The organism is Micromonospora sp. NPDC002389 (genome assembly GCF_040296095.1).
Lineage (GTDB): Bacteria > Actinomycetota > Actinomycetes > Mycobacteriales > Micromonosporaceae > Micromonospora.
Genome location: NZ_JBEOWP010000002.1, coordinates 604755 through 627098, shown reverse-complemented (window position 1 = coordinate 627098; position 22344 = coordinate 604755). Strand labels below are relative to the sequence as shown.

Here is a 22344-nt window from a genome sequence, read left to right as displayed (position 1 = left end):
GGTGGGGGGTGCCGCAGCGCCAACCGGCCCCGACCTGGTCAGTCGGGTTCGGGCGCTCGGGGCGGGACTGTGATCCACGCCATCTTGGGAACGCTCCCATGAGATTGCCGGGAGGTATCCGGAGTGTCAATAGCCCGCTGGGAGCGTTCCCAGATCGTTACCGCGAAAACGTTTACCCCGCGCTCCAATGCGGACCGCGGGGCAGCTCAACGTGATCGCTGAGTAACGAATCAGCAGAGTCGGCGCAGCAGCGTGCTGACCCTACCTGCGTCGAACGCCTCCGGGTCGAATCCGGGACCCACCCATTCCCGCATCGCCCGGTGCTCCCGGTGGCCGGGATCGCTCAGTGCGGCGAGCAGCAGCAGATAGCCCTGCGGGCCGCCGACGTCCTCCGGCGGGCCGGCGCGCTCCCCGTCCAGGCAGGTCGGATAGCGCTCGTCCGGGTCGGCGGCGAAGGCGTCCTCCACCACCAGGTCGTGCTCCCACCAGTCGCCGAAGTCGTACGTGTAGTGGAACCGGCTGCCCTTGCCCACCGCCGCGTCCAGCCGTACGTCCAACTCGTCGTGCACGCTCAACTCGCCGTCGGGGTCGGGTTCGCCGTACTGCACCCCGTCGATCTCGAACGAGTGCAGGTGGCAGTCGCGCCACCCCATCGTGTGCTGTACCACCCGGTGAACCCGGTCGAGCGTGTACCCACCGGGCACCAGGACCCGACGCCAGATCGTGGGACGCAGCCCGGACAGGGACATCCGCAGCGCGAAGATCTGACGTGGCATGCTGCGTCATCCTTCCTCGGCATAGGCTGCCAGCATGATCTGCCGAGCGTGCCGGACACGGCGGCACGACGACTGTCCGGGCCGGAACTGGTGCGACTGCCAGCACCGTACCCCTCGACCCACCCCTCCGGTCACCGGTCCGGCCGGCGAATGAGCGTCGGACTTCCGATTCGCGCACTCTGGCCCGACCCGGCACCCGGGCCGGTCGACGACGACGCGCTCATCGCGCTCTACCGACGTGCCGACCGACCGCACCTGCGGATGAACTTCGTGACCAGCGTCGACGGCGCGGTCAGCCTCGACGACTACTCCGCCGGGCTCTCCGGCGAACCCGACAAGCGGGTCTTCGGGCTGCTCCGGATGCTCTGCGACGCGCTGCTGGTGGCCGCCGGCACGCTGCGCCACGAGGGCTACCGGGCGATCCGGCTCGACGAGCCGCGTCGTGCCTGGCGGCGGGCGCACGGGCTGGCCGAGTACCCGACCCTGGTGGTGGTCTCCGGCAGCGGACGGCTCGACCCGGCCCAGGCCGCATTCGCCGACGCCCCGGTACGCCCCGTGGTGCTCACCCGCTCCGGCGCCGCCCCGCCGTCCCGGCTGTCCACCGTGGCCGACGTGGTGCGCTGCGGCGACGACCGGGTCGACCTCGTCGCCGGCCTCGCCGAGATGCGTCGGCGCGGCCTCGACCAGGTGCTCTGCGAGGGCGGCCCGCACCTGTTCGGCGCGCTCACCGCCGACGACCTGGTCGACGAGGTCTGCCTGTCGGTCGCCCCGCTGCTCGCCGGTGCGGGCGCCGGCCGGATCACCGCCGGTGACCCGAGTCCGGCGCGTCACCTGCCGCTGCGGCACGTCCTGCACGCCGCCGACGGCACCCTGCTGCTGCGCTACGCCAGAGGCTGACCCGGTCGGCCGAGTTGCCGCAATCCGCCACCTGGTCGCCGCTCGGCTCACTACCGTGAACCGGGATCGGCAACTGCCGGGAGGCGGCGCGTTGGCACACGAGGTGGTCGAGCTACGGGTGCACGGCGTCTCCGGCACCTCCGCCGAGTCGCTGCTCGACCATCCCGTGGTGATCCGGGTGGCCGGCGACACCAACGCCGGGTTCTACCGCCCCCGCCCCGGGTTCGGGATCAGCGACCGTCCGGGCGGGATGCACGTGGAGGCGTACCGCTGGGGTGCGCTCACCGCGGGCGGCGCGGTGCGTACCCTGTCGTTGCTGTTCCTACTGCCGTTCATGCTGGTCAACCTGGCCGTCTGGGCCCGGCCGCCGACCGGCGGCACTGGCGGCCTCATCGGCCCGGTCTGCCGGCTGCTCGCCGGCACCCTGACCGCCGCGTTCGTCCTGTCGATCGTCGGCGTGACCGTCGACATCGTCGGCTGGCAGTGCACGCCCTATCAGCCCTGCATCCGTAACCGCCCGTACCTGTCCTGGCTGTCGCACCTGCCGCTGGGGCCGCGCCTGGCGCTGCTGGCGCTGCTGCCGATCGGCGCGCTGCGGCTGCTCTGGTGGCTCGGCGAACGCTCCGCCCGGGTGTTCGAGGCGTTCCCGGCTGCGAACGGCCAGGACCGGGGCGGCGGGAACCGGGGCGGCGGTGGAGAGGACCGGATCGACAGTCCGGGCTTCTGGAACGACGCGCTCGTGGTGCAGCGGCTGCGTGCCATCCACGTGGCGGTCGGGCTGGGAGCCCTGGACGCCATCCTGCTCGGCGCACAGATCAAGATCCGACCCACACCGGTCGCGTACGTGCTGTTCGTGGCGGCCTGGTTCCTGCTCGCGGCCTGCGTGGTGCTGCTCTGCGTACCCGCCCGCCTGGTCGACGACGGGCCTGGCCGGGGGCCGGTCGACGTGCGGGGCATCCGTACGCTGCGGCTGGTGGCCACCGGGCTCACCGTGCTGGCGCTGATCTACACCGTCGTCCCGCTGGAGCCGGCACCGCCCCGGGAACAGCTTCCCGGGTTCGAGGGGGCGGTGGCCGCGTTGATCGCGGTCCAGGCCGCCCTGCTGGCGGTGCTCACCGCCACCACGCTGCACCAGCGGCGCCACGCGGCGAAGGGCTCGTCCTGGTTGAGCGGGCTGGCCGCGCCGGTGTTCGCCGCCGCGGCGATCGCCGCCGCGTACGGGTTCTCCGCCGCCCTGGTCTACCGGGTCGCCGACTTCCTGGACCGGGGCGAGATCCCGAACCCGATCCGGCCGAACGTGCCCGGCGCGCCGCCGCTGGAACCGCCCGTCTCCTACCGGTGGGCCGCGCTCGCCGGACTGGTGGCAATCATGGTGGTGGCCGCGACGGCGATGTGGCGGGTGCTGAGCAGCCGGCGGCGACGACGCCGGATGGCCGAGGAGATCGTGCGGCGCGACTTCCCCGACGTACCGCCGGAGGCGGTCCCCCGGCGCCGCACCGTCCGCCAGGTGGTCGCCCGGGCCGCAATCGCCGAGCAGCTCACCCCGGCCTTCGTCGTGTTCCTGGTGCTCTCCCTGCTCGGCGTGGCCGTGGTGGGGCTCGACCTGATCGGCATCGGACCGTCGGACCTGAGCCGACGGCTGGCCGACACCGACGGCGTGGCCACCACGAACCTCGCCATCGCCACCGACGTCGGCATGTACGTCATCGGTCTGGTCGCTCTGGGCATCCTGGTGCTCGGGGTGCTCTCGTACCGGTCCGAGGAGACCCGCCGCACGGTGGCGGTGATCTGGGACCTGGGCACCTTCTGGCCGCGTACGGTGCACCCGTTCGCACCACCCTGTTACGCCGAGCGGGCCGTGCCGGAGCTGGCCAAGCGGGTCACCGCGCTGACCGCCCGGGGCGACGTGGTGCTCTCCGGGCACAGTCACGGTTCCGTCCTCGCCGCCGCCACGCTGCTCCAGTTGCCGGAGCAGGTGCGGCAGCGGGTGGCGTTGCTGACCCACGGCAGCCCGTTGCACCGGCTCTACGCCCGGCTCTTCCCCGCCTTCCTCGGCGACGCGACGCTGCACGAGCTGGGCGATCGGGTCGGCTGGCGGTGGGTGAACCTGTGGCGCGACACCGACCCGGTCGGCGGGCCCATCTTCTCCGCACATCACCCCGGCGAGCGCCCGCGCGTGTCGGGTCCGGCCGGTACGGTCGACCGGCGGCTGCGCGATCCCCGCGCGGTCGTCGTCGACCCGGACGACACCGTCCCGCCGCCGATCGACCAGCACTGGCCGTACCACACCGACCGGGGGTACGAGGCGGCCGTGCACGAGCTGGCCGGGCGGCTCGACCCGAGCGGGCAGCCGCCGCGGCGACACCGGTAGGCGTCCCGCTCACCGACACGCAGGGTCCACGGTCGGTCGCGGTACGCGCCGGACGGGTGTGACCGGGGCGTGGTCTCCGCCGCGTCGCGTGGCGGCCTGTCGTACTCCTCCGGCAGGATGCAGGGCGTGTGTGCCGACCGCGACGACCAGCCGACCGGAGCTGCCTGATGACTGACCAGGGGATCTACAGTCCGGGCGAGATTGTCGGCCCGGGCGAGGGGGTCGGTCCGGGCGGGATCGACGGGCCGGGCGAGGGGGTCGGTCGGGTGCTCGGCACCGCCGACGCCACGCCGCTGCAGTTCTGGACGGCGGTCGCCCCCGGCAGCTACCTCCAGCTCGACGACGTGGTGGTCACCCGGCGGGAGCTGCCGGACCGCGAGCCGGTGACCATCGCCGGGGTGGTCACCCAGGTTCGCGCGCGGCACGAGGGCGCGCAGTTCGACTCCGACGTGTTCGCCATCGCCGACGGCACGCTGCCGGCGCAGGTGCAGGAGGCCGCCGAGATCACCACCACCCGGGTGGACCCGGAGTTCTACGTGCCGCCGCACCCAGGCGCGGTGGTGCACCGGGCCGAGGGGGACGCCCGCGCCCGGGCGCTGCACTTCGACCGGATGGAGCGACGCGTCCCGATGGGCACCGGGCGCGACGGGGTGCCGGTCTATCTCAACGCCGACTTCCTCGACGGCACGCGCGGCGCGCACGTGTCGATCTCCGGCATCTCCGGGGTGGCGACCAAGACCAGCTTCGCCACCTTCCTGCTGTACTCGGTGTTCCGCTCCGGCCAGCTCGGCGGGGACGCGGTCAACGCCAAGGCGTTGATCTTCAACGTCAAGGGCGAGGACCTGCTCTTCCTCGACCATCCGAACGTCCGGCTGGACGACGCCACCCGGGCCGCGTACGCCCGGCTCGGTCTGGTCGCCGACGCCTTCCCGGACGTGCGGGTGTACGCCCCGCCGAGGGTCGGCGACTCCTCCGGCACGCCGGACGTGCACAACCGACTGACCGGAGTGGACAGCTTCTACTGGACGCTGTCCGAGTTCTGCGAGAAGCGCCTGCTGCCGTACGTCTTCGCGGACGCCGACGACGAACGGCAGCAGTACACGATGGTGGTCCACTCGGTCGCCGCCCACCTGGCCCGCTACGCCCAGCCCGCCGACGGCGGGGTCAGCGTCGACGGGGTGCGGCTGGGCACCTACGCCGACCTGGTCGACCACATCGTCGAGCAGCTCAGCGACGACGAGACGCGCAGCGACTGGGCGGGCAGCGCGGTCGGTCTGGGCACGGTGAACGCCTTCGCCCGACGACTCATCGGCAGCAAGAAGGACCTGTCCCGGCTGATCCGGGGCGACCTGGCGACCCGCCGCCCGCACTCCATCAACACCGCCGAGTCGGCCCAGGTCACCGTCGTCGACCTGCACAACCTGCCGGATCGCGCGCAGCGCTTCGTGGTCGGCGTGACCCTCAAGACCGAGTTCGACAACAAGGAGAAGCAGGGCGCCAAGCCGCTGCTGTTCGTGGTGCTCGACGAGCTCAACAAGTACGCCCCCCGCGAGGGCTCCTCCCCGATCAAGGAGGTGCTGCTCGACATCGCCGAGCGGGGCCGCTCCCTCGGGGTCATCCTGATCGGCGCGCAGCAGACCGCCAGCGAGGTGGAGCGGCGCATCGTCACCAACTCCGCGATCCGGGTGGTCGGCCGGCTCGACCCGGCCGAGGCGTCCCGCCCCGAGTACGGTTTCCTGCCCCCGGCGCAACGGCAGCGGGCGCTGCTGGCCAAACCCGGCACGATGTTCGTCAACCAGCCGGACATCCCGGTGCCGCTCTGCCTGGAGTTCCCGTTCCCGGCCTGGGCCACCCGGGTCTCCGAGGCCGGTGCCACCCCGTCGCAGACGCTGCGCTCGATCACCCAGTCCGCCGACCCGTTCGCCGTGGTGGGTTCCGGTGGCGGCAGCGCCGACGACGACATCCCCTTCTAGACGACTTCCGCGCCACGAGGAGAGGGCTACCCGTGAAGATCCTGCACACCTCGGACTGGCACGTGGGCAAGGTCCTCAAGGGGCAGTCCCGGGCCGAGGAGCACAAGCAGGTGCTGGCCGGGGTCATCGACATCGCCCGCCAGGAACGGCCCGACCTGGTCGTCATCGCCGGCGACCTCTACGACACCGCCGCGCCGACGGCGGAGGCGACCCGCCTGGTCACCCGGGCGTTGACCGCGTTGCGCCGCACCGGCGCGGACGTGGTGGCGATCGGTGGCAACCACGACAACGGCGCGGCGCTGGACGCGCTGCGGCCGTGGGCCGAGGCCGCCGGCATCACGCTGCGCGGTGCGGTCCGCGAGGATCCGGCCGAGCACGTCGTGGACGGCACGACCGCCGACGGGGAACGCTGGCGGCTGGCCGCGCTGCCGTTCCTGTCCCAGCGGTACGCGATCCGCGCGGTGGAGATGTACGAGCTGACCGCCGCCGAGACCAACCAGACGTACGCCGACCACCTGGGCCGCATCCTCGCCCGGTTGACCGAGGGCTTCGACGAGCCGGACCGGGTGCACCTGGTCACCGCGCACCTGACCGTGGTGGGCGCGACCACCGGCGGCGGCGAACGGGACGCGCACACCGTGCTGGGGTACGCCGTGCCCGCCACGGTCTTCCCCGGCACCGCGCACTACGTGGCCCTGGGCCACCTGCACCGCGCCCAGCGGGTGCAGGGGCCGTGCCCGATCCGCTACAGCGGCGCCCCGTTGGCGGTGGACTTCGGCGAGCAGGAGAACGTGCCGTCGGTGACCCTGGTGGAGGTGACCGCGACGACGGCGGCACGGGTCCGGGAGGTGCCGGTGGCGGAGGCGACGGCGCTGCGCACGGTACGCGGCACGCTGGCCCAGCTCGCCGGGATCACCCCGCCGGAGGGCTGGCTGCGGGTGTACGTCCGCGAGCAGCCCCGGGCCGGGCTGCGGGAGGAGGTGCAGGAGCTGCTCCCCCGCGCGTTGGAGATCCGCATCGATCCGGAGCTGGTGCCCGCGCCGGGCAGCGGCACCCGCGTCGCCCAGCGGGCCGGCCGGTCGCCCCGCCAACTCTTCGCCGACTACCTGGACAGCCGGGGGCATGCCGACGACGGGGTCCGGGAACTCTTCGACGAGCTGATCGAGGAGGTCGATCACTGATGCGGCCGATGCGGCTGGACATGGCGGGCTTCACCGTCTTCCGGGACGAGACCACCGTCGACTTCACCGACGCCGACTTCTTCGCCCTGGTCGGGCCGACCGGTTCGGGCAAGTCGACGGTGCTCGACGCGATCTGTTTCGCGCTCTATGGCACGGTGCCGCGCTGGGGTGGCGCGCGGGGGCTCGGCAACGCGCTGGCCCCGTCGTCGACCGAGGCGCGGGTGCGGCTGGTCTTCGAGTCCGGCGGGGCCCGCTACGTGGCCACCCGGGTGGTGCGCCGGGACAGCCGGGGCAACGCGAAGACCGCGAACGCCGGTCTGCAACTGATGCCCGACGGGTTCGACGTCACCAAGCTGGACACCGGGCTCAGCCCGGAGGACCTGGGCGAGGTGGTCGCCGGCACGCCGGCCGAGATGGAGACCGCCGTGCTGGAGGCGGTGGGCCTGCCGTACGAGCAGTTCACCAGTTGCGTGGTGCTGCCGCAGGGGCAGTTCGCCGACTTCCTGCACGCCCGCCCTGCGACCCGCCAGCAGATCCTGGTCAACCTGCTCGGACTCGGTGTCTACGAACAGGTGCAGCAGCGGGCCACCACCCGTGCCGGGCAGGCCGAGGCCAAGCTGGAGACGGTCGACCAACTGCTGGCCGGGCTCGCCGACACCGACGACGCCACGTTGACACAGCTCACCGACCAGGTGGACCGGATGCGGGAGCTGGCGGAGGCGGTGGAGCGGTGCGTACCGGAGCTGGACGCGGCGCGGGCGACGGTGCGCGAGGCCGGGACGGCGCTGGCGGCGCTGGACGCCGAGTTGACCGTGCTGGGCGAGGTTCGGGCACCGGACGGGGTGGCCGAGGTGGCCCGGGCGGTGGACGCCGCGCGGGCCGAGGCCGACGCGGCGGCGGGCGCGGTGTCGCTGGCCGAGGAGCGTGAGGAGAAGCTGCGCGGGGAGTTGGCCGCCGCCGGTGACGAGAGCGCGCTGCGGATGCTGCTGCGCGCGTACGCCGACCGGGACCGGCTCGACGCCGAGGCGGAGCAGGTACGCGCCGTGGTGCGGACCGCCGGGGCCGAGCACGAGGCGGCGGCCGGTGCGCTGGCCGAGGCGCGGACGGCGGCCGACCGTGCCGAGGCCGAGCTGGCGGCGGCGTTCCAGGCCCACGAGGACGCCAAGGCGACCGACCAGGCGGCGGCGTTGCGGGCGCACCTGAGCGACGGCGACTCCTGCCCGGTCTGCGAACAGACCGTCGCCCGGGTGCCGGCGATGCCCGCCGGTTCGGCGGTGGCGCAGGCGGTGGCGGCCGGCAAGGCGGCCCGGGCGGCCAGCGAGGCGGCGAAGCGACTGCTGGCCGAGCGCGACTCGGCCGCCCGTGACCTGGAACGGGTGCTGCTGCGGGCCCGCGCCGAGCAGGACGGGTTGCGCAGCCGCCTGACCGAGGTGGACCAACGGCTGGACGGTGCGGCCACCGCCGAGGCGTTGCGGGCCACGCTGGCCGAGCACGCGCGGCTGCGGCAGGCACTCGACGAGGCGGCAGCGGCGGTCCGGGCCGGTCGGGACACCGCCCGGCGGGCCCGGGGTGCGCTGGACACGGCGCAGGAGCGACTGCGGTCGGCGTGGCGGCGGTTCGACGGCGTACGCGACGGGGTGGCCCGGTTCGGGCCGCCGGCGGCCGACCGGGACGACGTCGCCGCCGCGTGGACCACGCTGTCGGAGTGGGCCCGGGAGCAGGCGCGGCAACGCCAGGCGCTGCGGGCCGGGTCGGCGGAGTCGGTCGCCGCGGCCGAGGCGGTGGTCACCGAGGTCGCGGCCCGGATCGCGGGCATCTTCACCACCGCCGACCTGCCCGCTCCCGACGATCCGGTACGCGCCGCCACGGTCGCCGTCGAGCGCGCCGAGGCCGACCTGCGCCGGCTGACCGAACGCCGCGCCCAGGCCGAGGAGCTGCGCGCCCAGCGGGCCGAACACGAACGCCGGGCCCAGGTGGCCCGGGCGCTGGCCGGACACCTGCGGGCCAACAACTTCGAGCGGTGGCTGCTGGCCGAGGCGCTGGACCTGCTTGTCGACGGCGCCTCGGGGATCCTGCGGGAACTCTCCGGCGGGCAGTACGACCTGGTCCACGACAAGGGCGAGTTCTTCGTCGTCGACCACTACGACGCCGGGCTGCGCCGGGGCGTACGCACCCTCTCCGGCGGCGAGACGTTCCAGGCGTCCCTGGCGCTGGCGCTGGCGCTCTCCGAGCAGTTGGCCGGGATGTCCACCACGGCGGCCAGCCTGGAGTCGATCGTGCTGGACGAGGGCTTCGGCACCCTCGACGCGGCCACCCTCGACACGGTCGCCGCCACCCTGGAGAACCTGGCCGCCCGGGGTGACCGGATGGTCGGCGTGGTCACCCACGTACCGGCCCTGGCCGAACGCATCCCGGTCCGCTTCGAGGTCCGTAAGGACGCGCGCTCGGCCCGCATCGAACGGACCGGCCGGTGAGCGCGAGGAGTGCAGCGCAGCGGAGCCCCGCAGTCGCGAACGAAAGGCAAGACCCGTGAGCGCGAGGAGTGCAGCGCAGCGGAGCCCCGCAGTCGCGAACGAAAGGCAAGACCCGTGAGCGCGGGGCCGGCAGGTGCGGGGCGGTTCTTCGTCGACGCGTGGGATCCCGCCTACGGGGCCTCGTTCGAGGCGTCGGCGGCCGGGCCGGCCGCGCCGAGCAGCGCCCAGGTGGAGGCGGAGCACGAGCTGCCGGTGGTGGACTGGCGGGCGATCGGTCCCCGGCCCGGGGTCCGCGCCCCGGACGTGGTGTTGCTGGTCGACGGGGTACGCCGGATCGACGCCAGCGTCTGGACGGCGGAGGAGGACGGCACGTCGTTCCCCGGCCTGGCCGCCTCGTACGCCGCCGGGGTGGTCCGGTGCGACCTGGAGCGGGGCGCGGCCCGGATGGCCGGCGCCAAGGTGGGCCGGGGCCTCTTCACGGCCAGCCCGTCCGCCACCGACGTGGTCGCCGGCACCGTCCGTTATCCGGTGCACCGCGTCAGCGGCACCGGGGAGCTGGCCAAGCTGCCGGCCGCCGTGCAGGGGCCGCTGACCGCGCTGGAGGTGGAGGTCTCGTCCGCCGCGCGTACCGACGACGACCTGCTGGTGGTGGACGGACCGCTGCGCAACCGGCGGCAGTTGCCGCGCACCCTGGGCTACATCAAGACCCAGCACAGCCAGTATCTCGACGCCCGGCTCACCGCGGTGGTCACCGGGCTCGCCGCCGGTCACCGCTCGCCGGTGTTCCGCCTGGGCACCGCGTGGGGCGGCTGGTCGTGGTACGTCCGGCTGCCGGTGGCCGCCGGTGCGCCCTGGGCCGGGATCGTCCGCCTGGAGTGCTCGGCGGACCTGGAGATCGCCGAGGTGGTGCGGCTTGCCGACCTGTCGCTGGTCACCCTGCCCCGGTTCGCCTCCACTCCCTACAAGGACCCCCGCGCCCCGCAGAACCTGGTCCCGATCGCCGGGCTGGAACGATTGTTGCGCTCCCGGCTGGGTGACTCGCGGCTGCTGCACCGCGCGCTGACCGCCGCCGCCCGGAGGGGTCGCTGATGGGTCGGCGGCGCGACGCCGACCGGATCACCGCGCGGGTCGACACCGGGCAGGCCGAGCTGGCGCCCGACCCGGACCGGCCCGGGTCGTGGACGTTGCTGCTGGACGGCGCCCCGCAGTCGCATGTGGACCTGACCGACCCGACCCACCTGGAGTTCGAGTACGTCCGCCGCCTGGCCGCCGCGATCGACCTGGTCGCGCCCGCCGGTGCGCCGTTGCGGGTGCTGCACCTGGGTGGCGGTGCGCTCACCCTGCCCCGGTACGTCGCGGCCACCCGGCCCGGTTCGGTGCAGCGGGTGGTCGAGGTGGACGGTGCGCTGGTCGACCTGGTCCGTCGGGAGCTGCCCTGGCGGCCCGATCCACGACTCAAGGTCCGGGTGGACGACGCGCGGGCGGTGCTGGCCGGCGGGCGGGACGGCGGCTACGACGTGATCGTCGCGGACGTCTTCGCCGGCTCCCGGACACCGGCCCGGCTGACCTCGGTCGAGTACGCCGCCGAGGTGGCCCGGGTGCTGCGGCCGGGCGGCTGGTATCTGGCGAACCTGGCCGACGGGCCGCCGCTGCGGTACGCCCGTGGGCAGGTGGCGACCGTCCGCGAGCTGCTGCCCCGGGCCTGCCTGGTGGCCGACGCCGCGGTGCTGCGCGGGCGGCGCTACGGCAACCTGGTGCTGGTCGCCGGTCGGCAGGAGCCGCCGGTGGCGGCGTTGACCCGGCGGGCCGCCGGTGACTGGTTCCCCGGCCGGGTGCTGGCCGGCGCGGAGCTCGACCGGTTCGCCGGAGGCTCCCCGGTGGTGCACGACAGCGACGCCAGCGACTCCACACCGCCCCCACCGGGGATTTTTTCCGTCCGCCGTTGATCCGTTCGGCGAGGCCCTCCGTACTACCCGGCAGCCATGCCCGTGGGGGGACGGCTTTCTGTCCATGGACATCCGGAGGTCTGCATGCATGCACTGGCGGTCGGTTGGCAAGGCGACCGGGTGCGGGTGGACTGGATGTCCGCTCGATCCCAGTCGCGGCCGACCACGTCCGACCGTGGGGTCGACTCCCGGGCGACGTCTCGCCAGAATAGCCCGGTGACGCCGCGACCTGCCCCTGGCCGACACCAGGCCACGACGACCGAGGCCGCCCACTCCGACCAGTTGATCCGCACGCTGTACGCCGAGCACGCCGGCCCGCTGCTGATGTTCGTGATGCGGCTGACCGGTGGGGATCGGCAGCGGGCGGAGGACATCGTCCAGGAGACGTTGCTGCGGGCCTGGCGAAATGCGCACCGACTGGGTACGCAGGGGCAGGGGTCGCTGCGGCCGTGGCTGGTGACGGTGGCTCGCCGGATCGCCATCGACGAGCATCGCAGCGAGCAGGCGCGCCCGGCCGAGACGTACGACCGGGACCTGACCGCCTTCGCCGAGTCGGACAGCACCGACCGGGTGCTGCGCTCGATGACGGTGGCGGACGCGTTGCGTACGTTGAGTCAATCGCACCGGGAGATCCTGGTGGCGACGTACTTCCGGGGCCGGACGGTGCCGGAGGCAGCCGAGGAGCTCGGTCTGCCGTTGGGCACCGCGAAGTCGCGGGTCTACTACGCGCTGCGCGCGCTGCGCACAGCTCTGCAGGAACGGGGGGTGACGGAATGAGCCGGGTAGACCACATGGACGTCGCCGCGTACGCGCTCGGCGTACTGGACGAACAGGACATGGAGCGGTTCGAGGAACACCTCGCGACCTGCTGGGCCTGCGCCGCCGAACTGGAGTCGATGGTGCCGGTGGTCGGGCTGCTCTCCGACATCGACGAGGAGTCGGTGACGGCGCTGGAGCAGACCCACTCCGATCCGGTCCTGTTGGACCGTACGCTCGTGGCGTTGCGCAGCCACCGGCGTAAGGCCCGGTTCCGGCAGATCCTGGCGACCGCGGCGGCCGTGGTGGTGTTCGGCGGCCTGACCGGTGTGGTGTTCAGCAACCTGTCCGGCGACAGTGGCGCGCGGCCCTTCGCCGGGCCGAGCAGCGCCCCGGTCGACCCGTCGGGCGGCGGCTCCGGCAACTCGGGCCCCGGCTTCGGCGGCAACGAGCAGGAGGGTGAGCAGGTCGACGTCACCGACCCGAGCACCGGTGTCGAGGGCACGTACTTCTTCATCGGCAAGGACTTCGGCACCAAGCTGGACTTCAGCCTGGGCCGGCTGCCCGGTCCACGCACCTGCCGTCTGGTCGTGGTGAAGAAGGACAACAGCACCGAGGTCGTCTCCACCTGGACGGTGCCGCCGTCCGGGTACGGCACCAACAGCAACCCGGTCCGGGCCACGCTCTCCGCGACCACGTCGGCGCAGTTGGAGGAGATCAAGCACGTCGAGGTGCAGGAGGTGAACGGCAGGGGCACCGCCCGGTCGCTGCTGACCGTGCCCGCCCCCTGATCCGTACCGCATCGACGAAGGCCCGTCTCCGTTCGGAGGCGGGCCTTCGTGGCTCTGGTCTGCGGATACGCACTCCTACGCAGGTTCAGGGGTTCCGGTTCAACGGCTCCACTGTGAAATGAGCCACCGTTTCGCATTCAACCTTGACACTGCCGCCCCCGTATATCCCGGTGACTGTCAAGCATGAGGAGGGCACGTGGCACAGATCAAGCGGACCGTCATCGCTGTGAGCGCCGTGGGCGCCATGGTCGCACTCACGGCCTGCGCTCCCGCCGGCTACGACGGGACGAACGCCGGTCCGGCCGAGCCGGTCGCCGTTGCCGCGGCCGAGCCCACCGTCACCGCCGACCCGGAGGCCAGCGCGAACCCGGAGGCGAGCGCCACGCCGGGCGCCTCCGCATCACCCGGCGCGGGAGACGACAACGACGTTCCCCTGCCCGACGGCCTCGAACTGACCGAGAGCCTCACCGGCAAGAAGTTCCCCCGGATGGGGAGCGCGGTCGTCAACCAGGACGGGTTCCTCCTGTACCGCTTCGACAACGACACCAACGACCCGCCGGCCAGCAACTGCGAGGGCCAGTGCATCGAGGTGTGGCCGGCCGCGCTGACCGACGGCAACCCGAAGCTCAAGGGCGTCTCGGACGACGCGGTGGGCACCATCACCCGCCCCGACGGCACCCGTCAGATCACCCTCGACGGCTGGCCGCTCTACACCTACATCGGTGACAAGAAGCCCGGCCAGTGGAAGGGCCAGGGCGTCGGCGGCACCTGGTTCGTGGTGAACCCGGACGGCAGCAAGAACCTGGAGTGCCTGCCCAAGGGCACCCCGAAGGCGGTCGCCCCGCCGTCGAAGACCAAGTCGGACAGCGGCTCGGACTACTGATCCGATCCGTCACCGGTGGCCGGTCGCAGCCCGTACGGGCGCGGCCGGCCACGGTCGTCTCTCAGCCGTTCTCCCACGGGCTGGGCACCGGGAAGTAGGTGTCCAGGAACGGGGTGACGACCTTGAGCTGGTCGGCCAGGTCCTCCTCGGTGGAGAAGGCGTCGTTCAGGCAGAACACCTGCCGGTCCCGACGGGCCAGCAGGTGCGCGAGCCGGGCGGGAGTGTCCGGGTGGGACAGTTCGGCGATGGCGTACCGCAGATCCCCCGGCACCGCCCGCCCGGTGTGGAACGCGTAGTAGTGGTGCAGCGACGAGGCGATCGAGATGTCCGTCATGCTGCGGAAGCGACTGCCGGCGGTACGGCCGTGCGGTACGGCGAAGTCCTCCTCGATCTCGTACAACACGCTGCGCCGCAGTGCGTGTGGCATGTGCTTCATCTTCTGCGTCAGCACCGTCCCGAAGCGCTCGGTGATCAGGGCACGGTTGTTCTTCCCCGCCGCCGAGGACGGGATGTCCTCGGCGGTCGCCGCTCCGGGCGGCACCAGCGCCGGCGACGGGAAGAAGCGGGAGATGCCGTTGGCCAGGAAGAAGTCCGAGGGCAGCACCTCCGTCCCGAGGAACACGTCGTCGTTGAAGTAGAGGAAGTGCTCGGAGAGCCCGTCGATGTGGTGCAGTTGGCTCTCGATGGCGTGCGAGTTGTAGGTCGGCAGCACCGACGGGTCGGAGAAGATGGCCTGGTGGCTGACCACCCGGATCCCCGGCGCGGACCGCGCCAACCACGGCGGCACCTGATCGTCGGTCACCAGGTAGACGTTGCGCACCCAGGGCGCGTACAGGTGCAGCGAACGCAGTGAGTACCGCAGTTCGTCCCGGCTGAGGAAGCGCGCCGCGTTCGCCGCCTCGCTGTGGTACGGCACTCCGGTCACCTTGGCGCGGCGTCGCAGCCAGTCGGGGTCGGTGCCGTCCACCCAGGTGTAGACCACGTCGACCGGGAACGTGACGTCGAAGGGGCGCGGACCGGCGAACGGGGACCGGGTCCGGGCGGTCGCCGTGGTGCTCGCCGGCTCCAGCCCGGTGAACAGCGCCTCGGACACCACGACCGGGGGCTCCTCGGCGTCCACCTCGGCCGTCACCCGGTTCGGGCGGGGTGCCACGAGCACCGCACCCTGCCGGGTCCAGAACTCCACCTCGCACCCGTACGCCTGGCCCAGCACCAACCGGTGCCGGGGATCGGTCCTGTACCAGGTCAACCGCAGCACCGAGGCGTCCGCGACACGCCGCCAGGTCTTCGCCTCGAAACCGGGGGCAAGCAGACCCGGCCTGCCGCCGGCCAGCACGGTGACGTAGCCGGGCATCCGCTCGCAGGCGCCGGCCAGAGCGGCGCACGCCCGTTCCCGGTCCGCCGCGTCGACCGCGACCACCGACGCCCGGTGGGAGGCACCACGGACCCGGAAGTACGCGACGCCGGCCTCGTCGAGCGCGGCCGTCACCGCCGCCAGGTTCTGACGCCGTACCTCCGCCGGGGTGACGGTCGCCGCCACCTGGGCGATCCGGGGCGCCTGGTCGGCGACGACCACCGCCCGATCCGCGCCGGCCAGCAGCTCCGGCTGCCGACGCGCCAACCGTTCCCCCCGCCGACCGGCGGTACGGCTGTCCCCGGTGGCACGCGCCACCCACTGCTTGAGCTGGTGCCGGGTACGCGGACTGACCTTCTTCGCGATGGCGCGACGGGTCTGCTTGCTCAGCACCCGCCGATAGACCTCCACGAAACCCGACGGCTCGGCCACCGCCTTGGGGATCTCTTCGGACGGGACTCGCCTGGACTCGGTCACGAGCCGCGCTCCTCTGTGCTGCCGCTGGGGCCGATCGACGACGGCGAAGCGGACTCCGGCCCCGCCGGCAGACCGACGGACCTACGGTCGACGCGCCCGGCGGCTCGGCTCGACGGCAGGGTGGGCGGGTCCAGTCGGGGCTCGACCGGGAGTGTGGGCACGGTGGTGGCGTCCACCTGCCTGCTGATCCGCAGCGACGGCGTCGTCTCCGCGTCCACCTGTCCATCGGTCCGGTCACTGGTGCGGTTGCACCACAGGGCGCTGGCACTGCGCTTCCGCCGCTCCACCACCTCGTCGTCGGGCAGTTCGAACGGCGCGGGGAAGGGCAGGTAGCGCGGCAGGAAGTCGGCCAGCATCCGCTCCTGCTCGGCGAACGTCCGAGGGTCCGAGTCGGTGTCGTTGAGGCAGAACACGTCGCGGTGGCGACGGGTCAGCAGCTCGGCGAGGCGGGCGGGGGTGGACGCGTGGCCGAGGTCGGCGTACTCGTACTCGATGTCGCCGGGCACGGCCTGCCCGGTCAGGTATGCCCAGTACTGATGCAGCGACGACGGGATCGACAGGTCCTCGTGGTGACGGAACCGGTGCTGCGCGGTGGCGGTGACGTCCGCCTGGAGCATCTCCTCGATCTGATAGAGGATGCTGCGCCGCAGGGCGAACGGAGTGTGCTTCATCTTCTGCGTGATGGTCACCCCGAACTGCCGCTGAATGTGCCGGCGGTTGTTCTTCCCGGCGGCGTTCACCGGCGGGTCGGTGGGTTTCGCCTCGCCGAGACCGAACTGCGCCGGGGACGGGAAGAACTTCGCGATGCCGTTGGCGTGGAAGAAATGCGTGGGCAGCAGCGGACGCCCCAGGAATACGTCGTCGTTGAAATAGAGGAAGTGTTCGGCCAGGCCGTCGATCCGGTGCAGCCGGGATTCGATGGCGTGCGAGTTGAACGACGACAGGCCACCGAGGTCGGCGAAGAGATCGACGTGCGGGACCACGGTGATCATCGGGTGGGTCGGGTCGAGCCAGCTCGGCAGTTGACTGTCGGTGACCACGAAGATCTTCCGCAGCCAGGGGGCGAAGGTGTACAGCGCCCGCATCGCGTACCGCAACTCGTCCCGGTTGTGGTAGCGCGAGGTGTTCGCGGCGATGGCGTGCAACTCGCCGCCGGGTGTGCCCAGCGCCGCCTGCTTGCGCGCCAACCACTCCGGGTCCGAGCCGTCCACCCAGGTGAAGACCGCGTCGATCGGGAAACCGACCCGGTCCGGAGCGCGTACGACGAGGTCTTGGCGGGTGCCGTAGGTGTGGTCGTCGGCCTCGGGCACGAAGTGGCTCAGCAGTGCCGCCGCGACCCGGACCGGTTCGGCGGCCGCCGGAGCCTCGTCGATCACCGCGTTGTGCCGGGGTGCCCGGACCACGTCGCCGACGCAGGTCCACAGCTCGATCTCGCAGGCGAACTCCGCGCCCAGCACCACACCGGCTCGGACGTCCGTCACCGGGAACCACACCTGGATCACCTCGGTCGGCGCCAGGTCCGGCTGGTGGCGTTCGGGGCGGACCTCGACGACACGGACGTGTGCTCCCGACAGTTCCGGCGCGGAGCCGACCAGCTCGCGTACCACGTCCCGCTTGTCGTCCAGGATCGCCACCGTGCTGCGCAGGTGGTCGTCGTTGCGGACGCAGTGGTACTCGATGCCGGCGGACTCCAACATGGAGGTGACGGCGGTCAGGTTGCGGTGCCACATCTGCAACGGTGTGGCCGCCGCGACGACCTCGGCCTGTGTGCGGATCCCGTCCTCGGTGACCGCCACCCTGGCTCCGACCGGATGCACGGTCTCGCCACCGCGAGGTCGGGTGAGGGTGCGGACGACACCGATCCGCCGGTGCTCGGGCAGCAGCCGCAGCAGGCGGCGCCGGGCGGCGGGCGGCAGCAGTCGGTAAACACGCAGAGCGATCATCGGCCCCGCCGTCGAGTTCGGCGGGTCACGGTGTGGGCGTCCACGTCAGTGGGAGAACGCATGTGACGAGACGGCGGCTCCGAGCCACCCCGGCTGAATTGCCGCTCCAGCAGACATCTCTTTGCCTTTCGGAAAAGCTCCCCGTGATGCGCGACTCGGTGACCGGAAACTGACCATTCGGCCTCCCCCGACTATGCACTCACGTCCGGTGTGGAGGGGACGGGTGCCGCGCGAAACGGACCATAGCAGCGGGCGCAGGGGCACGACAGCGATGAATCCGTGATGGCGTCACTGAACCCTCATGATCGCGCTAGTTACATCAGCATCTAGGGGGATTTGACCGAAGAATCCTGGCCGTTCAGGTGGACGGTTGCAGAACGGACGGTTATTGATTGGTTTCGGCATCGCAAACGAGGAACACCCGGACCGCGCTGCACCGGCTCGCCGGGCGGGTGGCAGAGTGGGGTGGTGACGACCGGGACCGCGCCGACCGCGAGCCGGACGCTGTGCCCGCCACCCGGCTACCGGCTGGCCGCCTCGATCCGGCCGCTCACGTTCAGCCCGTACGACCCCTGCGCCCGGATCGTCGACGGCACCCTCTGGTGGGCGACCCGTACGCCGGTCGGACCCGCCACCCTGGCCCTGCACGAGATCGGGGGCGAGCTGCGGGCCGACGGGTACGGGCCGGGTGGCGACTGGGTGGTCGCGCACGCCGACGCCATCGCCGGGCTGCGCGACGACCTCACCGGCTTCGCCGACCTGGCCCGGTCGCACCCCGTGGTGGCGCGACTCGCGGCCCGACACGCCGGGGTGCGGATGCCCGCCACCGGCCTGGTCTTTCCCCGGGTGCTCCGGGCCGTCTTCGAGCAGAAGGTGACCGGCAAGGAGGCGTACCGGGCGTACGCAGCAACCGTCCGCCACTTCGCCGAACCGGCGCCGGGGCCGGTGTCGCTGCTGCTGCCGCCCGAGCCGGCCGCCGTCGCGGCCACCCCGTACTGGGTGTTCCACCCGTTCGGCGTCGAACAGCGCCGGGCCGAGACCCTGCGCCGGGCCGCCGCCGTCGCCGACCGGCTGGAACGCTGCGCGGACGCCGCCGAGGCCACCCGCCGGTTGACCGCCGTCGCCGGCATCGGCGCCTGGACCGCCGCCGAGGTGGTACGCGTGGCGTACGGCGACGCGGACGCGGTCAGCGTCGGCGACTTCCACGTGCCGAACACGGTGGCCTGGGCGCTGGCCGGTGAGCCGCGCGGGGACGACGCCCGGCTGCTGGAGCTACTCGAACCGTTCCGGGGACACCGGGGTCGGGTCTGCCGGCTGCTGGAGGTCGCCGGGGTGCAGGCGCCGAAGTTCGGCCCCCGCGCACCGATCCGCTCCTTCGCCCGCTTCTAGGCGGATCAGGCGGCTTCGCGCAGGTCGGCCAGGCTGACCGGGGTACGCCGACGCAGCAGCTCCGCCAGCTCGGGCACCGAGCCCACCTCGCCGAGGACGTTCTTGCCCCCGCCGAAATGCGGCGGATAGTGGTGCACCAGCCGGTACACGTACCGCTGCCGGATCAGCTCGACGCTGACCCGCCACCGCCCGCAGCACCCGCACACCCACTCCGGCACTCCGCGAAACTAGCTCTGACCTGCGGTCTCCTGATTCGCCCGGGTGGCACGGCAGGGCGTACCGGCGGACACCGCACCCACGGCGCGCCCGTGATCTGCCTCACCGCTGTCGGTGCCGTCTGGTTGACTGGCGCCGTGGACCTGCCGATCAACCCGCCGGTGGAGCCGATGCTGGCGCGCAGCGTCGCGTCGATCCCGACCGCGCGGGGAATGACCTACGAGCCCAAGTGGGACGGCTTCCGCTGCATCGTCTTCCGGGACGGCGACGAGGTGGAGCTGGCCAGCCGGGGCGGCAAGACGATGACCCGCTACTTCCCCGAGGTGGTGGAGCAGGCCCGTCGGCAGCTGCCGGAGCGCTGCGCGGTCGACGGCGAGCTGATCGTGATCCGCCGGGACGGGCCGGGCGGGCAGCCCCGGCTGGACTTCGAGCTGCTGGCCCAGCGCATCCACCCGGCGGCGTCCCGGGTGAAACTGCTGGCCGAGACGACCCCGGCCGACTTCGTCGCCTTCGACCTGCTGACGCTGGACGGCGAGAGCCTGCTCGACGCGCCCTACCCGACCCGCCGCGCCCGGCTGGAGCAGGCGTTGGCCGGGGTACGCCCACCGGTGCACGTCACCCAGGTCACCACCGACGCGGACACCGCCCGCCGCTGGTTCGACGTGTTCGAAGGCGCCGGGCTGGACGGGCTGATCGCCAAGCCGGCCGACCTGCCGTACGAGCCGGGCAAGCGGCTGATGTTCAAGGTCAAGCACGCGCGTACCGCCGACGCGGTGGTGGCCGGGTTCCGGTGGCACAAGTCCGGCCCGGTGGTGGGTTCGCTGCTGCTCGGGCTCTACGACGACGCGGGCGTGCTGCACCACGTCGGGGTGAGCGCCTCGTTCACCATGGCCCGCCGGGCCGAGTTGCTGGAGGAGTTGGCGCCCTACCGCGACGTCGGCGCCGAGCACCCGTGGGTGCACGGCGACCACGAGCGGGGCCAGCGCATCCCGGGCGGGGTCAGCCGATGGACCGGCACCAAGAACCTGGAGTGGGAGCCGGTCCGCCCGGAGCTGGTGGTCGAGGTGGCGTACGACGCGATGGAGGGTGACCGGTTCCGGCACACCGCGCGGTTCGTCCGCTGGCGGCCCGACCGCGACCCGCGCTCCTGCCGATACGATCAACTCGACCGGCCGGTGCGGTTCGACGTGGACCAGGTCCTGCGGGGTGACCCGGCGGTGCCGGTGGGATCCGCGCCCGACTGACCCGCACCCGACCGACCCGCGGCCGTCGACCCGATCACGGAGGCCCGACTCGTGACCCGTACTTCCGACCGGATCCGCCGCCTGCGGCTCACCCTGGCCGGCCTGACCGCCGCCGTGCTCGTCACCGCCGGCTGCACGCTGCCGGCGTTCGCACCGCGCGCCGAGGTCGACGCGCAGGGGTCGGCCGCCCCGCCCGGCACGGCACCCGACTGGCGGGCCTGCCCCGAGGTGCCCGACGATCTGGTCGGACGCCGCGCCCCCGGCGTCCGGTACGAATGCGCCCGCATCCAGGTGCCGCGCGACTGGGCCGGCGGCACCGGCGCCACCACCGGTCCCGGTGCCGACGAGACCTTCGAGATCGCCCTGTTGCGGGTCCGCTCCGACAACCAGCGCGACCGCATCGGCTCACTGCTGATCAACCCGGGCGGCCCGGGCGGCTCGGGCGTGGACACCGCCGTCTACCTCTCCTTCGGCGAGCAGTTCGGCGGCCTGCCCGACAGCATCATGCGACGGTTCGACATCATCGGCTTCGACCCGCGCGGCGTGGCCCGGTCCAGCCCCGTCGAGTGCATCTCCGACGCCGACCTGGACGGCGTCTTCGGCTACGACCCCGACCCGGAGAGCCAGGAGACGTTCGACGTCTTCGTCACGATGGCCAAGCGGATCGGCCAGGGCTGCGGCGACAAGTACGGCGACCAGCTCAAGCTCTACTCCACCGAGCAGACCGCCCGGGACATGGACGCGATCCGCGCGGCGGTCGGCGACGACAAGATGACCTACCTCGGGTACTCCTACGGCACGCTGCTCGGCGCCACGTACGCCCAACTCTTCCCGCAGCGGGTGCGGGCGCTGGTGCTCGACGGCGCGGTCGACCCCCGACAGAACCTGATCGCCGGCTCGGAGAGCCAGGCCAGAGGCTTCGAGCGCGCCTTCGACAACTTCGGCCGGTGGTGCGCGGCCAACGCCGCCAACTGCCCGATCGCCCCCGACGCCCGGGCCGCGGTCGTCGCCGCCATCGACAAGGCCACATCCTCCCCCGTACGCTCCGCCGACGGCCGCGAGGCCACCGCCGGCTGGGTCTTCTACGCGGTCATCTCGTCGCTGTACAACGAGACCGGCTGGCGGCAACTCGCCCGCGCCATCGACCAGTTGGACAAGGGCAACCCCGACGCGGTGTTCCAGCTCGCCGACAACTACACCGACCGCGACGAGAACGGCCGCTACACCAACCTCTTCGACGCCAACACCGCAATTAACTGCGCCGACGACGAGGAACGCCCCAGCCTGGAGCGCATCCGCCAGTTGCAGTCCCAGTGGCGTACGCAGTACCCGCTGTTCGGTCCGGCGCTGGCCACCGGCCTGATCTCCTGCACCGAATGGCCCGGCGGCACCGACCCCTACCCCACCGGCCGCGCCGCCGGCTCCCCACCCATCCTGGTCATCGGCACCACCGGCGACCCGGCCACGCCCTACGAGCAGACCCCGGCCCTGGCCGAGATGCTCGGCGTCGGACGCGTGCTGACCTGGGAGGGCGAGGGGCACACCGCGTACCCGCAGACCCCCTGCATCACCGAGGCCGTCGACGCGTACCTGATCGACCTGACGTTGCCCGCCGAAGGCCTGCGCTGCCCAGCCCGCTAGCGCCCCGCACGGATCTCACCGGACTTCCACAC

17 protein-coding genes are annotated in these 22344 nt (G+C 72.7%); 13 read left to right on the top strand and 4 right to left on the bottom strand.

Features of this window, described 5'->3' with window-relative positions; all coding sequences use genetic code 11:
- Positions 1 to 230 precede the first annotated feature (230 nt).
- Positions 231 to 776, bottom strand: a complete 546-nt coding sequence (locus ABT008_RS06045; protein ID WP_350694013.1) for a plasmid pRiA4b ORF-3 family protein — start codon at positions 774 to 776, stop codon at positions 231 to 233.
- A 150-nt stretch (positions 777 to 926) separates the two neighbouring features.
- Between ABT008_RS06045 and ABT008_RS06040 the strand changes: the two genes are divergently transcribed.
- From ABT008_RS06040 to ABT008_RS05995, 10 genes are all read left to right on the top strand, one after another.
- Positions 927 to 1673, top strand: a complete 747-nt coding sequence (locus ABT008_RS06040; RefSeq protein WP_350694011.1) for a pyrimidine reductase family protein — start codon at positions 927 to 929, stop codon at positions 1671 to 1673.
- A 55-nt stretch (positions 1674 to 1728) separates the two neighbouring features.
- Positions 1729 to 4044 carry a hypothetical protein gene (locus ABT008_RS06035; RefSeq protein WP_350694009.1) on the top strand — a complete coding sequence of 772 codons (2316 nt, stop codon included), beginning with the start codon at positions 1729 to 1731 and terminating at the stop codon, positions 4042 to 4044.
- Positions 4045 to 4211: 167 nt separating this feature from the next.
- Positions 4212 to 6017: an ATP-binding protein gene (locus tag ABT008_RS06030; RefSeq protein ID WP_350694007.1), complete on the top strand. Its 1806-nt coding sequence runs from the start codon at positions 4212 to 4214 to the stop codon at positions 6015 to 6017.
- Positions 6018 to 6049: 32 nt separating this feature from the next.
- Positions 6050 to 7198: an exonuclease SbcCD subunit D gene (locus tag ABT008_RS06025; protein WP_350694005.1), complete on the top strand. Its 1149-nt coding sequence runs from the start codon at positions 6050 to 6052 to the stop codon at positions 7196 to 7198.
- Complete coding sequence (locus tag ABT008_RS06020; RefSeq protein WP_350694004.1) at positions 7198 to 9672, top strand: AAA family ATPase; 2475 nt, start codon at positions 7198 to 7200, stop codon at positions 9670 to 9672. The genes ABT008_RS06025 and ABT008_RS06020 overlap by 1 nt, the downstream gene beginning before the upstream one ends.
- A 114-nt stretch (positions 9673 to 9786) precedes the next feature.
- On the top strand, positions 9787 to 10761 hold the full coding sequence (locus ABT008_RS06015; RefSeq protein ID WP_350694003.1) for a hypothetical protein: 975 nt from the start codon (positions 9787 to 9789) through the stop codon (positions 10759 to 10761).
- Entirely contained in the window at positions 10761 to 11618 is an 858-nt protein-coding gene (locus ABT008_RS06010; protein WP_350694001.1) for a spermidine synthase, read from the top strand. Before ABT008_RS06015 ends, ABT008_RS06010 begins: the two co-directional genes overlap by 1 nt.
- Before the next feature lie 84 nt (positions 11619 to 11702).
- The gene (locus ABT008_RS06005) at positions 11703 to 12395 is read left to right on the top strand and encodes a sigma-70 family RNA polymerase sigma factor (RefSeq protein ID WP_119579049.1); all 693 of its coding nucleotides are present in this window, start codon (positions 11703 to 11705) and stop codon (positions 12393 to 12395) included.
- Complete coding sequence (locus ABT008_RS06000; RefSeq protein WP_350693998.1) at positions 12392 to 13165, top strand: anti-sigma factor family protein; 774 nt, start codon at positions 12392 to 12394, stop codon at positions 13163 to 13165. The genes ABT008_RS06005 and ABT008_RS06000 overlap by 4 nt, the downstream gene beginning before the upstream one ends.
- Positions 13166 to 13361: 196 nt before the next feature.
- Positions 13362 to 14048, top strand: a complete 687-nt coding sequence (locus ABT008_RS05995) for a COG4315 family predicted lipoprotein (protein ID WP_350693996.1) — start codon at positions 13362 to 13364, stop codon at positions 14046 to 14048.
- A gap of 61 nt (positions 14049 to 14109) precedes the next feature.
- Here the strand turns inward: ABT008_RS05995 and ABT008_RS05990 are convergent, their stop codons facing one another.
- Positions 14110 to 15879 (bottom strand): stealth family protein, encoded by a 1770-nt coding sequence (locus tag ABT008_RS05990; protein ID WP_350693994.1) that lies wholly within the window; start codon positions 15877 to 15879, stop codon positions 14110 to 14112.
- On the bottom strand, positions 15876 to 17822 hold the full coding sequence (locus ABT008_RS05985) for a stealth family protein (protein ID WP_350693992.1): 1947 nt from the start codon (positions 17820 to 17822) through the stop codon (positions 15876 to 15878). Before ABT008_RS05985 ends, ABT008_RS05990 begins: the two co-directional genes overlap by 4 nt.
- A 468-nt stretch (positions 17823 to 18290) precedes the next feature.
- On the opposite strand from ABT008_RS05985, the gene ABT008_RS05980 reads away from it, so the two are divergent.
- Positions 18291 to 19211: a DNA-3-methyladenine glycosylase family protein gene (locus tag ABT008_RS05980; RefSeq protein WP_350693991.1), complete on the top strand. Its 921-nt coding sequence runs from the start codon at positions 18291 to 18293 to the stop codon at positions 19209 to 19211.
- Positions 19212 to 19216: 5 nt separating this feature from the next.
- Here the strand turns inward: ABT008_RS05980 and ABT008_RS05975 are convergent, their stop codons facing one another.
- Complete coding sequence (locus ABT008_RS05975) at positions 19217 to 19429, bottom strand: hypothetical protein (protein WP_350693989.1); 213 nt, start codon at positions 19427 to 19429, stop codon at positions 19217 to 19219.
- Between the two features lie 135 nt (positions 19430 to 19564).
- Here ABT008_RS05975 and ABT008_RS05970 point away from each other — a divergent pair, with 135 nt between their 5' ends.
- Positions 19565 to 20671, top strand: a complete 1107-nt coding sequence (locus ABT008_RS05970) for an ATP-dependent DNA ligase (protein ID WP_350693987.1) — start codon at positions 19565 to 19567, stop codon at positions 20669 to 20671.
- Positions 20672 to 20743: 72 nt separating this feature from the next.
- A complete protein-coding gene (locus ABT008_RS05965; RefSeq protein ID WP_350694102.1) occupies positions 20744 to 22312 on the top strand; it encodes an alpha/beta hydrolase in 1569 nt (522 codons plus the stop codon).
- Positions 22313 to 22344: the final 32 nt, after the last annotated feature.